General features: G+C 69.9%; 12 protein-coding genes and 1 pseudogene. 5 read left to right on the plus strand and 8 right to left on the minus strand.

What is annotated here, in order from left to right; all coding sequences use genetic code 11:
* Positions 1-15 precede the first annotated feature (15 nt).
* Positions 16-495: a MaoC family dehydratase gene (locus tag AC07PR_RS27095; RefSeq protein ID WP_483108330.1), complete on the minus strand. Its 480-nt coding sequence runs from the start codon at positions 493-495 to the stop codon at positions 16-18.
* Between the two features lie 74 nt (positions 496-569).
* On the opposite strand from AC07PR_RS27095, the gene gstA reads away from it, so the two are divergent.
* Positions 570-1178: a glutathione transferase GstA gene (gstA, locus tag AC07PR_RS27100; protein WP_483108331.1), complete on the plus strand. Its 609-nt coding sequence runs from the start codon at positions 570-572 to the stop codon at positions 1176-1178.
* 19 nt (positions 1179-1197) lie between these two features.
* Here gstA and AC07PR_RS27105 read toward each other — a convergent pair whose 3' ends face one another.
* Entirely contained in the window at positions 1198-2790 is a 1593-nt protein-coding gene (locus AC07PR_RS27105; RefSeq protein WP_495137121.1) for a thioredoxin family protein, read from the minus strand.
* Between the two features lie 317 nt (positions 2791-3107).
* Here AC07PR_RS27105 and AC07PR_RS27110 point away from each other — a divergent pair, with 317 nt between their 5' ends.
* A complete protein-coding gene (locus AC07PR_RS27110; protein ID WP_495137122.1) occupies positions 3108-3947 on the plus strand; it encodes a hypothetical protein in 840 nt (279 codons plus the stop codon).
* Here AC07PR_RS27110 and AC07PR_RS27115 read toward each other — a convergent pair.
* The 4 genes from AC07PR_RS27115 to AC07PR_RS27130 all read right to left on the minus strand — a co-directional run bounded on the left by AC07PR_RS27115 (position 3923) and on the right by AC07PR_RS27130 (position 8327).
* The gene (locus AC07PR_RS27115; protein WP_377158788.1) at positions 3923-4468 is read right to left on the minus strand and encodes a GFA family protein; all 546 of its coding nucleotides are present in this window, start codon (positions 4466-4468) and stop codon (positions 3923-3925) included. The genes AC07PR_RS27110 and AC07PR_RS27115 overlap by 25 nt on opposite strands.
* Positions 4469-4577: 109 nt before the next feature.
* Positions 4578-5312 (minus strand): hypothetical protein, encoded by a 735-nt coding sequence (locus tag AC07PR_RS27120; RefSeq protein WP_495137123.1) that lies wholly within the window; start codon positions 5310-5312, stop codon positions 4578-4580.
* Positions 5313-5403: 91 nt separating this feature from the next.
* A complete protein-coding gene (locus AC07PR_RS27125) occupies positions 5404-6645 on the minus strand; it encodes a DUF4397 domain-containing protein (RefSeq protein ID WP_495137124.1) in 1242 nt (413 codons plus the stop codon).
* Between the two features lie 392 nt (positions 6646-7037).
* A complete protein-coding gene (locus tag AC07PR_RS27130; RefSeq protein ID WP_483108336.1) occupies positions 7038-8327 on the minus strand; it encodes a DUF4397 domain-containing protein in 1290 nt (429 codons plus the stop codon).
* Between the two features lie 219 nt (positions 8328-8546).
* Between AC07PR_RS27130 and AC07PR_RS27135 the strand changes: the two genes are divergently transcribed.
* Both AC07PR_RS27135 and AC07PR_RS27140 read left to right on the plus strand, forming a co-directional pair.
* Positions 8547-10607, plus strand: coding sequence for an FAD-dependent oxidoreductase (locus AC07PR_RS27135; protein WP_483108337.1), 2061 nt, complete (start codon positions 8547-8549; stop codon positions 10605-10607).
* 172 nt (positions 10608-10779) lie between these two features.
* The gene (locus tag AC07PR_RS27140; RefSeq protein WP_377158780.1) at positions 10780-13083 is read left to right on the plus strand and encodes a sensor domain-containing protein; all 2304 of its coding nucleotides are present in this window, start codon (positions 10780-10782) and stop codon (positions 13081-13083) included.
* A 27-nt stretch (positions 13084-13110) separates the two neighbouring features.
* Here AC07PR_RS27140 and AC07PR_RS27145 read toward each other — a convergent pair whose 3' ends face one another.
* Both AC07PR_RS27145 and AC07PR_RS27150 read right to left on the minus strand, forming a co-directional pair.
* The gene (locus AC07PR_RS27145; RefSeq protein ID WP_377158778.1) at positions 13111-13488 is read right to left on the minus strand and encodes a hypothetical protein; all 378 of its coding nucleotides are present in this window, start codon (positions 13486-13488) and stop codon (positions 13111-13113) included.
* Between the two features lie 163 nt (positions 13489-13651).
* The gene (locus AC07PR_RS27150) at positions 13652-14122 is read right to left on the minus strand and encodes an Lrp/AsnC ligand binding domain-containing protein (protein WP_377158776.1); all 471 of its coding nucleotides are present in this window, start codon (positions 14120-14122) and stop codon (positions 13652-13654) included.
* Between the two features lie 114 nt (positions 14123-14236).
* Between AC07PR_RS27150 and AC07PR_RS27155 the strand changes: the two are divergent.
* Positions 14237-17140: pseudogene (locus AC07PR_RS27155) on the plus strand (L-glutamate gamma-semialdehyde dehydrogenase); the annotation flags it as partial.
* Positions 17141-17640 lie beyond the last annotated feature (500 nt).

The following is a 17640-nucleotide window of genomic DNA, read 5'->3' on the forward strand; positions in this document are numbered from 1 at the left end:
GGCGGGTGCCTTCGGTCAGCTTTCCGACCCGCTTTCCCTGCGACCGAACATGCCCCAGCCTTCCATGCTCATCACCTGCTCGTCCTTCTGGTTGAAGACTTCCCAGCCCGAACGCACCAGGCCGATCTGCGGACGGCTGCGACTGGCCTTCGTCTCCAGCACGGTCATGCGCACGCGCAACGTGTCGCCGGGGCGCACCGGCTTGAGCCAGCGCAGGTTGTCGATGCCGGGCGAGCCCTGGCTGGTGGAGTCCAGGAGGTAGGCGTCGCACATCATGCGCATGACCAGCGCGCAGGTCTGCCATCCGCTGATCGACAGGCCGCCCAGCACCGAGGCATCGGCGGCGGCTTCATCCAGATGCAGCGGTTGCGGGTCGTAGGCGGCGGCGAAGGCGAGACCCTCTTCGCGGTCGACCAGGCGCGAGCCGAACTCGCGCACCTGGCCGACGGTGAAGTCTTCGAACGCGTAGGTCTTGGCGGAGGAAGCAGTGCTCATGGAGGAGGCCCTTGGACGCGGTGGGGACTGGCAGACTGTACGAGTACGATCGACAAGTCAGAAGGAGACCCCCCATGAAGCTCTACTACAGTCCCGGCGCCTGCTCGCTGTCCCCTCACATCGTCCTGCGCGAGGCCGGCCTGGCCTTCGAGCCGGTGATGGCCAGCACCAAGACCCACAAGCTGCAGGACGGCACCGACTACTACGGCATCAATCCGAAGGGCTACGTGCCGCTGCTGGAGCTGGACGACGGCCAGCGATTGACCGAAGGGCCGGCGATCATCCAATACATCGCCGACCAGGCGCCGGACAAGCAGCTCGCGCCGGCCAACGGCACGATGGCGCGCTACCGGCTGCAGGAGTGGCTCAACTTCATCACCACCGAGCTGCACAAGACCTTCAGCCCGCTGTTCAATCCGGCGATCTCCGAGGACGCCAAGGGCGTCTTCCGGACCAAGCTGCACGAGCGCTTCAAGTGGGTCGACGGGCAGCTCGCGGGCAAGCAGTTCCTGATGGGCGACCAGTTCTCGGTGGCGGATGCCTACCTGTTCACCGTCTCGAACTGGGGCCAGCACGTTGGCGTCGACCTGGCCGGCTATCCGGACCTGGTCGCCTACCGCGGCCGCATCGCGGCGCGGCCGGCGGTCCAGGAAGCGATGAAGGCTGAAGGCCTGCTGAAGTAACTCGGGACGAGGAGGGGCCTCAGCCCTTCTTCTTCAGCAGCGACTCGCAGGCGCCCTTGTCGCCGGCGTCCTGCTTGGCGCAGACGCCGTCCAGCTGGGCGCGCAGACGAGTGAGCGAGGCGTCGTGCTGCCCGCTCGCGTTCCACGCCACCAGCTGGCTGCCGACCTTCTGCAGCGAGCGCGCGCTGCGCTCGTAGAAGGCGCCCTTGTCCTTCTCGGCCTCGGCCAGCAGCTGCGCCGCGGTCTTCTCGATGCGGGCCGAATCCTGCGGCGCCAGCTCGACGAGCGCGCTCAGGTAGTTCGATCCCCATTGCAGGCGGGTGGCGGGGCCTTCGCTCTTGTTGAAGGCCTCCTCGTACCAGCGCAGTGCCTCGTCCTTCTTGCCCTGCTTGCGGGCGTTGCTGCCGAGCGAACTCATCAGGTAGTACGGGCTGTGGCTCTTGGCGATGCTGGCCTTCAGCAGCGCGTCACTCTCGCTCCACAGGCCGGCACGTCCGAGCAGGTAGGCCGCCGACGTGATCACCGCCTGGCGCTCATAGCCGTCGGTGACTTCCTTGTCGACCTTGGCGGCATGCGCCTTGGCCTCGGCCAGCAGCGGCGCCGGCAGCTTGGGCGCGAGCTCATCCTTCTTCTGGTCGAGGCGTGCCAACTCGACACGCGCCAGCAGCGACTGCAGCCGGTCGGCGCGCGACAGCGAGGCGTCGGCCTCGAAGCGCTTCAGCGCCACATCGAACTTCGCGACCAGTGCCTGCCGGTCCGCGCCAGCCGCGGGGGCGAGCGCGCGAACGATGTCGTCGCCGTTGTTGCTCAGCACGTCCATCTGCGCACGGGCGGCGGCCGGGTCTGCCAGCACCTGGTCCACACGCGCGCGCAGGGCGGCGTCGGCCTTCAGGGCGCCGCCGCCTTCAGTGGCGGCCAGCGCCTTCAGCCACAGGCGCGTGGTCGTCTCCTCATCGACGCCCTGGCTCGCCGCAGCCAGCTTCGCGAGCAACGCCGGACGCTGCGCGGCGGGCACCAGCTGCTGCTCATCGGTTTCCCACGAATAGAAGCCCAGCAGCTTCCACTCGTTGGCGGAGATCTTCTTGCCGGCCTGCGCGTCGGCCAGCACGGTCTTCACCGGACGACCGCCGGCCAGGCCCAGCTGCAGCACGCGCAGCACCTGCGGCGCGTCGACTTCGCCCGGCAGCCGCGTGAGTTCCTGGCCGTCGTTGCTGAACAGGATCATGGTCGGGTAGCCGCGCACCTTGAAACGCGCGCCCAGGCGCTGGGCGCCGGGGTTGTCGCCGTCGATGTGGACCGCGACGAAGGCGCGCGACTGCTCGATGAAGTCGGCGCGGTTGAACAGCGTCGCCTTGAGCTGGTTGCACGGCGGGCACCACTTGGCGCCCCAGTACAGCAGCACCGGCTTCTTCTCGCCACGGGCCTGGGTGAAGGCGCGCTCGATGTCGGCGTCGCCGGAGGCCTCCTGCCACGACACCGAGGCCGAGGCGCTCGCGGCCATGGCCGTGGGCATCAGCGCCGGCAGCGCGCCGATCGTGGACAACGCGGCGGCGAGGGCGGTCAGACGGGCGGCCAAGCGGAGACGACGGGCCATCGAGGTGGGGAAGGTCATGGCAGGAATCGCGGCCTCGTGAGCCGGTCGATGTCGAGGAAGCTGGCATTGTGGCGCCGCGCCGCAGAACCCGATATGCGGGACGCTTCTAACCTTGCACGGCACTAGGGACCCTCTGCCCCTTCCCCGGGCGCAAGACGCGCCTGGCATCCGCCATGATTCCTGGCTCCCTGCCTTCCCTGCCACCCGCCTCGCCTGACGAGACCGAAGCGGGCTCGGCATCCGCATCCGCCACGTCTCCAGCGCCCTTGTCCCGGCCAAGCTGGCAGTCGAACTCGGACTGGCATCGTTGCTCGGACGATTTCGACCGATGCACGTTGGTCGAACTGCAGCGCTGGGTCTGGGTCGTGATGCTCATGACCCTGCGCCGCAACGAAGGTGAGCCGTGGTGCCATCACGCCTTGCGGGCGAAGAAGGCCCAGTCGGACCTGAACAGGGACCACCCGGATCCTGCCACGATCGCGTCGATCCGGGCGTGGTTGCACGATGTCCGGCGCGACGTCGGTGCCTTGCAGCCTCAGCGAGATTCAGCGGCCGACCCGGAGGGCAAGGACCCGGCGCGCGATGGCGTTGTTCCTGGAGCGACGGCCATGGCGACGACCGCTCGCTCGACAGTCGGCGGCGAGGCGCTCAGTGCGATCCTGAAGTTCAGATCGAACCTGCCAGCACCTGCCAAGGACCTGTTGCGTGAGGTGCGCTTCATTGCCGTCCCGTCGGCGGACATCGCTCGGGGGATGGTGCCGGTCACATCGATCGGGACGGTCCTGACCCATGGGCCGCAGGTCTCGCTTGATGAAGGGCAGCGGCGGATCTTTGTCGCGGGTACGAGTCGACAGTGGAAAGCGCTGGACGTCGAGCAGAGCCTCCAGCGCGCGCGGCCGGACTGTGCCGAGGTGTCCGCGATCTGGCTCGCGGTGGCGCACATGCTGGAAGCAGTCGCATCGCCGCGTGGCCGCGAGGATCAGTTCCTGCGCGCCCTCCATCTGGAAGAACGTGGGCGCGACGCGGCTGAGGCACCCAGCCGGGAGGCGCTCGCCGTGTGGCTGCTCGCCCGCGCCTTGACGGGACATTGGCCGACGGATCATCGGGCGGTGCGCTTTCTCCGGCGCTTCCTGGGCCCGCCCGACGACGGTCAGGCCCCGCGCGGCGGATCCTGAGTCGTGGGGGCCGTCCCCGTGCCGGACGGACGCTTCGCCCGCAGGATCGCTCCGCGCTCGAGGCTTTCGGGGGACCAGTGCTGACGGACGTCGTAGTACTCCGGCACGGCGACGGCCTCGGGCGGCAGCTGGACCCAGGGCTGCTTGGAGGCGGTGAAGATGTGGATGTCCGGCGGCAGGCGGTCGGGCTCGTCGAGCGTGCCGACGCGGACGAAGCGCACGGCGTCGCCGCCGCCGGCGTAATTGCTCCAGACGGCGATCGCGCAGCTCGGGCAACGCCAGATCTTCTGGCCCTTGCCGCTCTCGCTCGGGTTCAAGAACGGCACCGGTTCGCCGGCCAGCAGCTCGACGCGGTCGGCCTCGATCATCGCGTTCAGCGCGAAGGCCGCGCCGCTCGCACGCTGGCACCAGCGGCAGTGGCAGCAGTGGACGATCAGCGGTCGGCCGGTCATGCGGTAGCGGACCTGGCGGCAGTCGCAGCCGCCTTCGAAGATGTCAGGCGTGTCAGGCGTGTCGGTCATGGCGTCTCCCTCGTGATGCGAGCGCGCAGGATAGCGGTCCGAAAACGGCCATTGCACCGCCGCCCGGCCACAAGAACCGGGGACGACGGAGGTCACCCGTCGCCGGACCTCAGACCTCGCCCAGCAAGTCCTGACCCTCGTCGAGCGGCGCGGGCTCCGGATATGCCTTGGCGAGCGTCATCCACGTGCCGAAGTCCGGTTTCATCGGCCGGCGCGGCGCCGGGCGGCCGAGCTCGAAACGGAAACCCTCGCCGCCGCTCAAGTCGTGCGCGAACAGCACGCCGAACGCCGGCGGAATTTCCTCGACCTCGGCGATGCCGGCGCGCAGCACGTACCAGCATTGGCCGCTGAGTGCGAGGTAGGCCAGCGCCTTGGCGGGGCGGCGCAGCTCCGACAGCAGGTCGGCCCGGCTGACCTTGATCTCGTGCACGGCGGGTTCGAGGTAATCCTCGACGGTGGTGTTGCGCACCGAGTAGACGTCCGGCATCGCGTTGACCCATCGCATCCGCTCGGGCTCGTCCTCACGCGGGAGGCCGGCGCGCAGCGACAGCCCCCGCCAGACGACACGCCCCGCGCGTTGCAGCTCGACGGCCATGCGGGCGACCAGATCCTCGTGGCGGTGGCGTGCGGTGCGGTTTTTCTGGAGTCCGAGGTGCAGCACCTCGATGCCGGCCTCAGTCAGCCGCAAGGTCTCACGGCCGTGGGGATCGACCCGGCGCTCGAGCCAGCCCAGCGCCAGCAGTTCCACCTCCAGCATGTCCTGGCACGGCCAGCCGGCCGAGCGCCAGAGCTGGCGCAGGCGCCGGACCTGTGTCACGGTGGGACGGTAGACGGGCAGGGACATGCAGCGATGTTGCCGCATGTCCCCGCCAGGGACCGTCAGGAGGAGCGACGTGCGATGGGGAATCCCTCCGGCGGCCCGGACCCGCGGCCGGTCAGCGTTCGCGCCGCAGGATGCCGGCGGGTGCGGCGGGGTCTCCCGCCACGAACACGGCATACACGCCGTTGGCGCCGATCGCGACGTCGCGCGCGGCGTACAGCGGCGCGATGGACTGGGTCGAGGTGACCGTCAACAACGCGGCGCTGGCCGGCTCCACGGTGGCGTAGCCCGAGCTGCCCGGATCGACGGCGGCCACGACCGGGCTGTAGTCGAAGTTCATCGTGGTCGAAATGTCCAGACCGTTGACCAGCCGCAGACGCGCCTGGCCGGGCACCGCCGGCAGGCGGTTGTCGTCGGTCAGCACGGTCACGACAGGCGCGGCGGATACGCCGCGCAGCAGCACGGTGTAGTCCCCGCCTGCCACCAGCGCCGGCAGCGTGGCCGCGACAGGACGACCGTCGACCGAAGCCGTCAACGACGGCGCGCTGGCCGGCACCATGCGGTAGTCGCCGATCGTCGGCGAGGCCTGACCGGCCAACAGGGGTTGTCCTCCGAGGGCACCGTCGACGCGCCCGTCCGGCATCGCCGCGATCATCCGCACGCGCGCCGATGCGTTGTCCAGGCGCGTCAGCTCGCCGCGCTGCGGGAGCATCAGCGCGTGGACCAGAACGCCACCTGCTCCCCCTCGCAACACCAGCGTCGACACCTTGGCCGAGTCCAGTGTCACGGCGGGGAGGTCCAACCGCACATCGTCGCGCTTCCCCGCGCCGGTGACGCGCAGTCGGTAGGTGCCGCTGCTGCGCATCAGGAACCCGCTGGAACCGCCGGCGAGCACGTTGGTGGCGAACGGCGGCGCGTCGGCTGGGTCGGCCGCTGGCTCGGTCAGGAAGACGTCGACCGGGCCGGCGTCCGGTGCGACGTTCAGGACCAGCAGCTTGCTCTGGCCGGAGACAGGCGCTTCCTGCTCCTCCTCCAGCAGGCTGGTGCGCACCGCGCCTGCGGGCCCGTACGCGATCAAGGTGTAGTGCGTGTCCGCCTTCAAGGTCGCGGGCGACGTGGCCACGGTGGCACTTCCGTTGCTGTTGAGCACCTGCAGGGACACGGGGCCATCGCCGCGGTTCGCATAGGACCCCAGCGTGAGCGCGGACACCGGGCCCGCCACCTTGTCCTTGTCGACGGCCAGATCGGCGCTCGCCAGCTCGGGACTCGCGTTGAGCAGGCGGATCTGCGCGTCCTTGTCGTCGCCGCCATTGCAGGCAGCGGTCAGCAGTGTGGCGGCGATGACGCCGAGCGGCATCAGCCATCGTGTGGTGCGGTCGGGAATGTGCATGGTCGGAGTGGCCGCCCGGGCAGCGGACATCGAGTGGATGAGGTCTCCGCAGACTAGGGGGCAGGCTTTGCCGACACATCAACTCGGATGGGTGGAACTGCCGATGGCTTCTAGTGAAAGAAGGTGTCCGCTGACTCAAATGAATGTGTCTGCTGACCCAAATGACTGGAAAGGGCGGGCGACGTTTCCGAAGGACGAAAAAAAGGCCACGCCTCGTGAGAGGACGTGGCCAACAGGGAGGAGGGTGCACCGGGCCGCGGTCGTGGTGATCGTCGCGCTGTGACGCGCATTCAGTGGTCCCGGGGCCGGGCGTTGTTCCCGGCCGATGCGCTCAGCGACGCATCATGGGTTCGGTCGGATCAGTTGGAAGAGCGCTCGCGACGCAGCGAACCGACCATTGCGTTGCTGTCGCCCATCACGAACACGGTGTAGACGTAGCCCGCCTGGATGCCCAGTTCGCTCAGGCTGTAGACCGGCGTCGTCGAGGACGGCGAGGTCACCGTCAGCAGCGCGGAGGTCGAGGCGGCGGTCGCCTGCGGCGACGACGAGGTGCCGGCGACCACGTTCGAGGCCAGCGCGCTGTAGTCGACGTTCAGCGTCAGTCCGGTGGTGGCGCTCGCCACGCCGTTGACCAGGCGGATCTTGGCCGTGGTCGTCGGGCTGGTCGGCAGGCGGTTGTCGTCGGTCAGGACCGCCAGCTTGGGATCCGCCGCCGTGCCCCACACCATCAGCGTGTAGTCGCTGCCCGCGGTCAGCGCCGGCTTCGTGAACGACATCAGCGCGCCGTTGACGTAGACCGACAGGTCCGCCGTGCCGGCCGCGACCGTCGTGTAGTCGCCGATCGTCGGCGCCACGGAGGTCGGCATCAGCGAGGTCTGGCCGATCGAGCCCGAGACCAGCGCGCTGCCGCCCACCGCGGCCACCAGGCGGGCCCGGACGGTCGAGTTGGGGAAGTTGGACGTCGCGCCCTGCTGCAGCAGCTGGATGCCGTTGACCAGCACGCCGCCGGTGCTGCCCGTCAGGATCAGCGTCGAGACACCGGCGGATGGCAGCGTGATGCTGGGGATGTCCAGCCGCAGGTCGGTCTTGGAACTCGCGGCGGTGATCCGCACGCGGAAGGTGCCGCTGTTGAGCGTGATGTAGCCGCTGCCCGAGCCGGTCGCGATGCCGCTCGCCACGGTCGAGGCGGTGTCCAGCGAGTCGTCGGCGCCGGTGACGTACACGTCCATCGCGCCGGCGTCCGGCGCCAGGTTCAGCACCAGCAGCTTGGACTTGCCGGTGGCCGCCGCGTCCTGGTCTTCCTGCAGCAGCGTCGTGCGCACCGAGCCGGCCGAGCCGTACGCGATCATCGTGTAGTGGCTGCCGGCGGCCAGCGTCGGCGTCGACGACGCCAGCGTGCTGCCGACGTTGTTGCTCTGCACTTCGGTGCCGGTGGCGTCGGTCTTCACGTCGGCATAGCTGCCCACGCCGGCATAGGCCACGCCGGAGTTCACCGTCGTGCTGTCCACGGCCATGTCCAGCGCGGCGTAGCCGATGCTGGCGTTGAGGAGGCGCATCTGCGCCGAACTGCTGTCGCTGCCGCCGCCGCAAGCGGTCAGCAGGGCGGCGGTGGCCACGCTCAGGCCCCAGGCCCAGGTCTTGAATCGCATCGTCCGACACTCCGATTGAGAATGCGGCGATTGAACGCGGGCCGTGTTGCTGGGGCTTGTGGCCGATTGCCAGCTTTGTGAACTTCCATATCAAGGCCGACACAGAGTTGCGGGGCGCCTCGGGTGTCCGTTCCCGGTATCGGTGCCGAGGTCTGGGCGCCGGGCCTCTTGGTATCGCCTCTCTAAACGCGCGCGGGCTCCGGCGCTAGCATCCGCGCGATGAACGCCTACCCGCAGCTGCTGTCGCCCCTGGACCTGGGCTTCACGACCCTCAAGAACCGGGTGCTGATGGGCAGCATGCACACGGGGCTCGAGGACTCGCGCAAGCACATCGACCGCCTGGCCGAGTACTTCGCCGAGCGCGCCCGCGGCCAGGTCGGCCTGATCGTCACCGGCGGCTACGCGCCCAACATCGCCGGTTGGACCAAGCCCTTCGCGGGCACGCTCATGACGGGCGGGGCCGCGCGCCGGCATCAGGCCATCACGCGGGCCGTGCATGGCGAAGGCGGCAAGATCGCGCTGCAGATCCTGCACACCGGCCGCTACGGCTACCACCCGTTCAACGTCGCGCCGTCGGCGTTGAAGTCGCCGATCTCGCCGTTCACGCCGCATGCGTTGAGCGAGCGCGGCATCGAGCGCCAGATCCGCGCCTTCGTCCGCTGCGCCGTGCTGGCGCGTGAGGCCGGGTACGACGGCGTCGAGGTGATGGGCTCCGAGGGCTATTTCATCAACCAGTTCCTGATCGCCGCCACGAACCAGCGCACCGATGCGTGGGGCGGCGACTTCGAACGCCGCATGCGGCTGCCCGTCGAGATCCTCACCCGCATGCGCGAGGCCGTCGGCCCCGACTTCATCATCATCTACCGCCTGTCGATGCTGGACCTCGTGCCGGAGGGCGGCAACTGGGACGAGGTGCTGCAGCTGGCGAGGGCCGTCGCGAAGGCCGGCGCCACCATCATCAACACCGGCATCGGCTGGCACGAGGCCCGCATCCCGACGATCGCGACCAGCGTGCCGCGTGCCGGCTTCGCCTGGGTCACGAAGAAGCTGCGCGACCAGCTGCATGCCGAGGGCATCCGCACGCCGCTGATCACCAGCAACCGCATCAACACGCCCGAGGTCGCCGAGTCGGTGCTGGCCGACGGATCGGCGGACATGGTGTCGATGGCGCGCCCGCTGCTGGCCGATCCGGCCTTCGTGCGCAAGGCCGCGGAGGGGCGGGCCGACGAGATCAACACCTGCATCGCCTGCAACCAGGCCTGCCTCGATCACGTGTTCAAGCAGGAGGTGGCGTCCTGCCTCGTGAACCCGCGCGCCGGTCACGAGACCCTGCTGCGCATCGTCCCGGTTGCCGCCGGGCAGCTGCGCAAGCGCGTCGCCGTCGTCGGCGCGGGACCGGCCGGCCTGGCGGCCGCGACGACGCTCGCCGAGCGTGGCCACCACGTCACGCTGATCGACGCCGCCCAGGAGATCGGCGGCCAGTTCAACCTGGCCAAGCGGATCCCGGGCAAGGAGGAGTTCCACGAGACGCTGCGCTACTTCAAGCGGCGGCTGGAGTTGCTCGGCGTCACGCCGCGACTGGGCCGTCGCGTGAGCGCCGGTGATTTGATGGACTACGACGAGGTGCTCCTCGCCACCGGCGTGACGCCGCGCGATCCGCGCATCCCGGGCCAGGACGAAGGCATCGCCCGGGGCCAGGTCTTGACCTACCTCGAGGTCCTGCGCGGCGAGAAGCCGGTCGGGCGTCGTGTGGCGGTCGTGGGCGCGGGCGGCATCGGCTTCGACGTGGCGGAGTTCCTGCTCGAGCAGGGGCACTCGCTGGCGCTCGACGCGCCGGCGTGGCGCAAGCACTGGGGTGTCGGCGATCCGGAACAGACGCGAGGCGGGCTCGCGCGTCCGCAACCCGAGCCCGCCGAACGGGAGATCACCTTGCTGCAACGGCGCGCCGGCAAGCTCGGCGCGGGCCTGGGCAAGACCACCGGATGGATCCATCGCGCCGCCTTGAAGACGCACGGCGTACGGATGGTCGGCGGCGTGCAGTACGAGCGCATCGATGAGCACGGCCTGTGGATCAGCCAGGGCGAAGATCGCACCGATCCCGAGCGCATCGACTGCGACACCATCGTCCTGTGCGCGGGTCAGGAACCGCTGCGGGAACTCGAAGCGCCGCTGCGCGCGGCGGGCCGGTCGGTGCAGCTGATCGGCGGTTCGGCCGAGGCCAAAGAATTGGATGCAAAGCGTGCAATCCTGCAGGGAACGCGTGTGGCGGCCTCGCTGTAACCCCTAGCAACGTTTTCTTACCGGCGTCGATACTCCGGCGGTCGTGCATGAGGGAACGCCCGCGACCCGCGGGCGGCGCCGACATGGGGCCAGCTGTTGCCCCTCCATTCATAAAAAGATCCTTGGGTGAGCCATGCGTCTTCGCCTGAACCGTCGTTGGGGATGCCTTGTCGTGTCCGCGCTGCTGCCTGCGTGCCTGAGCACGTCGGCGTGGGCGGGTGCGTCCGCGTCCGTCCCCGCGGCGGTGCCGTCCGCGGCGCGGTCGATGGCGGCGCATCTGCCGGCGTGGATCGATTCCGGCTCCACCGTGTTCTGGCTGGGCGCCGGCTGCGTGATCGGCGGCCTGACGCTGGGCGTGATGGTCAGCCTGTTCGTGCAGCAGCGCGGCCGTCTGCAAGGCCGCCGCGAGGAACTCAGACGCGTGCGCCGGGAGCGCGCCCGGCTCAGCGCGCTGCTGAACGCGATTCCCGATCCGATGTATTTCAAGGATGCCAACGGCGCCTATGAGGGCTGCAATCCGGCCTTCGAGCGGGCTGTCGGCCTCACCGAGCAGGAACTGATCGGACGCCGCGACGCCGACCTGCCGAACCCTCCGGGCTGGGTGGACACGCAGTCCGACGGCCGCCTCCTGACCTGGCGCGACGACAGCAGCGAGACCGGCGGCGGGACACGTTGCCTGGACGTCTCCAGCGCCCGTGTGTTCGACGACGACCAGTACCTGGGCCAGGTCGCCATCGCGCGCGACGTGACCCAGCTGCAGCAGGCCACCGACGCCGCCCGCCGCGCCGCCACCGTGTACGAGCACTGCGGCGAGGGCATCATGGTCATCGACCACCAGTTGCGCATCGTCGACGTCAATCCGGCCCTGGTGGCGATGGTCGGCCACGACCGGCAGACGCTGCTGGGCAAGCGCCCGTTGCTGCTGCGCGACGCCGAACAGGACCCCGAAAAGCTCCGTGCCCTGTGGACCGACATCGAGACCCGCGGCAAGTGGAGCGGCGAGGTCACCGAGCGCCACAAGAACGGCGACTCGATCCCGATGTGGGCGACCTTCGTGAAGGTGCCGGCACCGTCGGGCGATCCGGAGCAGGTGCAGTACCTCAGCGTGCTGACCGACATCTCCCGCATCAAGCAGACCGAGGCCGAGCTGCTGCACCAGTCGCTGCACGACAGTCTGACGGGTCTGCCCAACGCGGCGCTGCTGCGCGATCGCATCTCGCGCCAGGTCGGCAACGCGCAGCGCGAGCACACCTGCGTGGCCGTGCTGTACATCGACCTGGACGGTTTCCGCGACGTCAACGACATCGCCGGCCATGCCGCGGGCGACCAGGTGCTGCTGACCGCGGCGGCGCGCTTCGCCAACGTGACGCGCTTGAGCGACTCGGTAGCGCGCGTCGGCGCGGATGAATTCGTCGTCGTGCTGTCGGGCCTGGTCGACGAGGAGACCGCGATGCGGCTCGGCGACCGGCTGATCCAGGCGATGGACGAGCCGATCATCATCGACCATCACCGCTTCAACGTCGGCGCCAGCATCGGCCTGGCGCTGTTCCCGGCCGACGGCACGCACGTCGACGAGCTGCTGCGCAACGCCGAGGTCGCCATGGTGCGCGCCAAGCTGCACGCGCGCGGTTCGGTCCAGGCTTACCGGCCGGAGCTGACGCAGGCGGTGCAGCAGCGTTTCGAGCTGACGCACGCGCTGCGGCAGGCCAACGAGGCCGCGCAGTTCCGCCTCGAGTACCAGCCGCAGGTGCGGCTGAGCGACGGCGCGCTGATCGGCGCGGAGGCGCTGCTGCGCTGGCGCCATCCGACGCGCGGGCCCATCTCGCCGGCGGACTTCATCCCGCTGGCCGAAGAGACCGGCCTGATCATCCCCATCGGCCGCTGGGTGCTGGAGCAGGCCTGCGCGCAGGTGGCGCGCTGGCAGGGCCAGGAGGGCAAGCCGCAGCAGGTCGCGGTCAACGTTTCGGCGCGGCAGCTGCGCCAGCCGGACTTCATCGAGACGCTGGATTTCATCCTCGGCGAGACCGGCTGCCCGCCGAGCGCGCTGGAGCTCGAGGTCACCGAGAGCCTCCTGCTCGAGGACGCCGAGCAGGCCATCAGCCTGCTCACGCGGATCTCCAACCGCGGCGTGCGCATCGCCATCGATGATTTCGGCACCGGCTACTCGTCGCTGGCCTACCTGAAGCGGATGCCGGTCAGCACGCTGAAGATCGACCGCAGCTTCGTCAACGAGCTGAGCAGCGATGCCAACGTCGCCGCGATCGCCCGCACGGTCATCGTGCTGGCGCGCAGCCTGAACCTCGACGTGCTCGCCGAGGGCGTCGAAACGATCGAGCAGGCCGAGTGGTTGCGCCGCGAGGGCTGCGACTGGGCGCAGGGCTGGTATTACGGCCGCCCGATGCCGCCGGAAGACTTCGTCGTCACGCCGCCGCCCGAGCCGCTGCGCCGCGCGCCCAAGCGTCTGCAGCTGGCCTGATCGCCTTGCTTGCGGGCCGAGGCCCGATCACGCGTCGCCATCGCCATTCATCCGACGTCGCGGCGTCGCCGGCGCGGCGGTCGCAGAGGGCGCTGCGGGCGCTTCCGCCCACACGCGCCATTCCTTGGCGCTGACTTCGCGGACCTCGAGGCCGCGGCGCAGGATGAAACTGGAGTCATGCCAGCTTTCCACCGGTCCGGCGAGCGTTCGCCGTGGCGGCGGTTCCGCGCCGAAGTCGGAATCGCCGAAGCTGCTGCCGCTGTCGGAGTAGCGACTGTCGCCATGGCTGAACCGGCTGTCGCCGTAGTGGCTGGGCAGCTCGCTGTCGGGGCCGCCGGCGCCCACGAACGGCCTGGACGCGGCGCGCGGGAGCTGGGACGGGGTCTGGGAGGGCCGGTACTTCATCTCGGAAACCTCGGAATCACGGGAGAGGCACTCCATGGTGATCCTGTCGCAGCCCGACCGTCAGCCCGCAGATGGAGGGGCTGAAGGGGGAGGACATCTCCCCCTTGAATTCGCTTGCAACTGTCGGCGGTGTGTGTAAATCACAGGGACAGCGCGATCCCGTTCACAGCGGCAGCGCGGTGGTGTTCTTCACCTCTTCCATGACGGCGTAGGTCCGCGTCTCGCGGACGCCGGGCAGGGTCCAGATCACCGCCCCGATGAACTCCCGGTAGGCGGTCATGTCGGACACCCGGGTCTTGAGCAGGTAGTCGAAGCCGCCCGCCACCAGGTGGCATTCCAGGATCTCCGGGCGGGCCTGCACGGCGGCGCGGAAGTTGTCCATGACGTCGTGCACCGTGCGGTCGAGCAGGATCTCGATGAACACCAGCATCTGCGCGCCCAGCTTGGCCGGGTTCAGCCGCGCCTCGTAGCCGAGGATGAAGCCGTCGCGGGTGAGGCGCCGGACGCGCTCCAGCACCGCCGTCGCGGACATCTGCACTTCCTCGGCCAGCTTCAGGTTGCTGATGCGGCCGTCCTGCTGCAGCAGCCCCAGGATGCGGCGATCGATCTTGTCCAGGTCTTCAAGGCTGCTCATGCTGGATTCCATCCGGCGAAGGTCGACAACATTGGTGAGTAATTCGGCGCGTTACTTCCTAAACTCCCGCCATTCGCTAGGGGAGCGCCCCTCGCACGAACATCCGAGGATTCTATGACCGCCTTCCCCCTCCCGCCGGAAACCTCCCGCCTGCCGGACCCGTATCGCGAGGAACTGCCGCTGGTGCGCGCGCTCGCCGCGGAAATGAAAGCGCTGAACTGGCAGGCGATCGTCGACCAGGCGCGCCCCTGGGTGCAGCAGGTGCGCGGGAATCCGGCGCCGTTCTGGGCCATGGAATCGCTGCTGCGCGAGTACCCGATCACCAGCGCTGAAGGTCTGGCGCTGATGCGTCTGGCGGAGGCGCTGCTGCGCGTGCCCGATGCCGAGACCGCCATCGCGCTGACGGCCGACCAGCTCGGCCGCGCCGACTTCGACGGCGCCTCGGACGGCCCGCACAAGATGCTGGCCGGTCTGGCGGCGAGCGCGATCTCGCTGTCCAAGAAATTCCTCCCGGATGCCGAGGCCGACTCCGGCCTGATGAAGCGCCTGGGCGCGCAGACCGTGGTTGCCGCCACGGTGCGCGCGATCCAGCTGCTGGGTCGCCAGTTCGTGCTGGGTCGCAACATCCAGGAAGCGATGAAGGAGGCTGATGCCGCGCGCAAGGTGCAGGCCCAGTTGCGCTTCTCCTACGACATGCTGGGCGAAGGCGCCCGCACCGAACGTGACGCCGAGCGCTACCAGGCCTCGTACCTGAACGCGATCGCCGCGATCGCCGCGGGCCGCAAGGCGGAGTCGCCGGAAGGCAGCGACGGCATCTCGATCAAGCTGTCGGCGCTGTTCTCGCGCTACGAGGTCCTGCAGCGCGAGCGCGTCTACGCCGAGCTGCTGCCGCGCGTGTGGCAGCTCGTCGAGAAGGCCGCGCAGGCCAACATCAACCTGACGATCGATGCCGAAGAAGTCGACCGGCTCGAGATCTCGCTCGAGCTGCTGGACGCCCTGGCCGCGCGCATCGCGACGCACTTCCCGCAATGGCGCGGTTTCGGCCTCGCGGTGCAGGCCTACCAGACGCGGGCCCGCGACGTCGTGGAGGCGGTCGCCGCGATCGCCCGCCAACACGGGCTGAAATTCATGGTGCGCCTCGTGAAGGGCGCCTACTGGGACGGCGAGATCAAGCGCGCCCAGGAGCAGGGCCTGCCGTTCTACCCGGTCTACACGCACAAGCCGCATACCGACGTCTCCTACCTGGCCTGCGCACAGGCGCTGCTGCGGCATCACGACGTCATCTATCCGCAGTTCGCGAGCCACAACGCCGGCACCATCGCCGCCATCCTGCAGATGGCGCGCTCGCTGGGCGCCAAGTTCGAGATGCAGCGCCTGCACGGCATGGGCGAGGGCGTCTATCGGGAAGTGCTGAAGGACGGCTCGATCCCCTGCCGCGTCTACGCGCCGGTGGGCGAGCACCGTGACCTGCTCGCCTATCTGGTCCGTCGCCTGCTGGAGAACGGCGCCAACTCGTCCTTCGTCCACCAGCTGGCCGATCCGACCGTCGCGCCGGAAGAGCTGCTGGCGTCGCCGATGACCGAGATCCGCGACGAAGCCTCGCTGCCGCTGCCGATCGCCCTGTACCGCGACGCGGCGGGCCGCGGCCGCGACAACTCGTCGGGCCTGGACCTCGCCGTGCCCGAGCAGCGCCAGACGCTGCTGGATGCGCTGGCGCAGTGCACGGTGCCGGTGATGGTCGAGGCCTCGCCGGAGGAGGTCGACGCCGCGATGGCGCGACTGCAAGGCGGCTTCGCCGGCTGGAACGCGACGCCCGTGGCCGAGCGCGCCGCCGTGCTGCGCCGCGCCGCCGACGCGCTGCAGGCGCAGCTGCCGCAGTACTGCGCGCTGCTGGTCAAGGAGGCCTACAAGAGCCTGGGCGACGCGATCAGCGAAGTGCGCGAGGCCATCGACTTCCTGCGCTACTACGCCGACGAGGCCGAGCGCCTGGCGGCCGACGGCGTCGCGTTGAACGGGCGCGGCGTGTTCGTCTGCATCTCGCCGTGGAACTTCCCGCTGGCGATCTTCGCCGGCCAGGTGGTCGCGGCGCTGGCCGCGGGCAACGCGGTCGCCGCGAAGCCCGCGGAACAGACCCCGGCCGTTGCTCGCGAGTGCGTCGCGCTGCTGCACGCGGCAGGCGTTCCCGTCGACGCGGTGCAACTGGTGCACGGCCGCGGCGAGACCGTCGGCGCGCGCCTGGTGGCCGCGCCGCAGACGGCGGGCGTGTGCTTCACCGGCTCCACGCAGGTGGCGCAGATCATCAACCGCCAGCTCGCGGCCAAGCCCGGCGCCGCGGCGCTGCCGCTGATCGCCGAGACCGGCGGCCTGAACGCGATGATCGTGGACTCGACGGCGCTGCCGGAGCAGGTCATCGATGCCGTCGTGCAATCGGCCTTCCGCAGCGCGGGCCAGCGCTGCTCGGCGCTGCGACTGCTGGCGGTGCACGAGGCGGTCGCCGACGGCGTCATCGAGATGCTGCGCGGCGCGGTCAAGGAACTGCGTGTCGGCGATACCGCGGACCTGTCGACCGATGTCGGCCCGCTGATCGACGACGAAGCCTTCGAGGGCGTGTCCAAGGACGTCCAGCGCCTCAAGCGCGAAGCGACGCTGATCGCCGAGGCGGTGCCGGCCGACGGCTGCCCGCGCCTGCTGCCGCCGGTGGCGGTCGAGCTGCCGACGATCGCCTCGCTGAAGAAGGAGATCTTCGGTCCGGTGCTGCACGTGGTGCGCTGGAGCGGCGACGTCGACGGCGTCGTGCGCGAGATCAACGCGCTGGGCTACGGCCTGACGCTGGGCATCCAGACCCGCATCGACAGCCGGGCGCTGCGGCTTGCGTCGGAAGCGCGCATCGGCAACGTCTACGTGAACCGCAACATCATCGGTGCAGTGGTCGGCGTGCAGCCGTTCGGCGGCGAAGGCATGTCCGGCACCGGTCCGAAAGCCGGTGGTCCGCACTACCTGCTGCGCTTCGTCGCACAGCCGAAGGTGGAAGCGCCAGCCGACGCGCCGGCGCTGTCGACGACCGGCGCGGGCGCGGACCTGTCGCCGCTGTTCACCGCGCACGAGGCCTGGGCCGAGCGCCCGGTCGACGAGCGCGCGACGGCGCTGGAACGCTCCGCGGCCGGCCAGTCGCCGGTGGTCGCCGGGGCTTGGCGCACGCTGGCCGCGGGCGCCCGGCGCTCGCTGGTCGACGTGAAGCTGCCCGGCCCGACCGGGGAGAGCAACGAACTGCGCCTGCACGGCCGCGGTGTGATCGCGGTGCTGGCGCAGGGCGCGTCGCAGGAGGAGCTGGCGCGTGCGCTCGGTGCGGCGCTGGTGGCCGGCAACGCGGTCGCGATCGTCGGCGGCGGCGACGTGGCGCAGGACCTGCGCACGGCGCTGATGCGCGGCGGCGTGACCGCGGCGGCGATGCAGCTGCTGCCGGCGGACCAGCTGGGAGCGGTGCTGCGCGCGACGCGACTGGCGGGCGTCATCGCGCC

It is taken from the genome of Roseateles sp. GW821-FHT09H11, assembly GCF_059415845.1.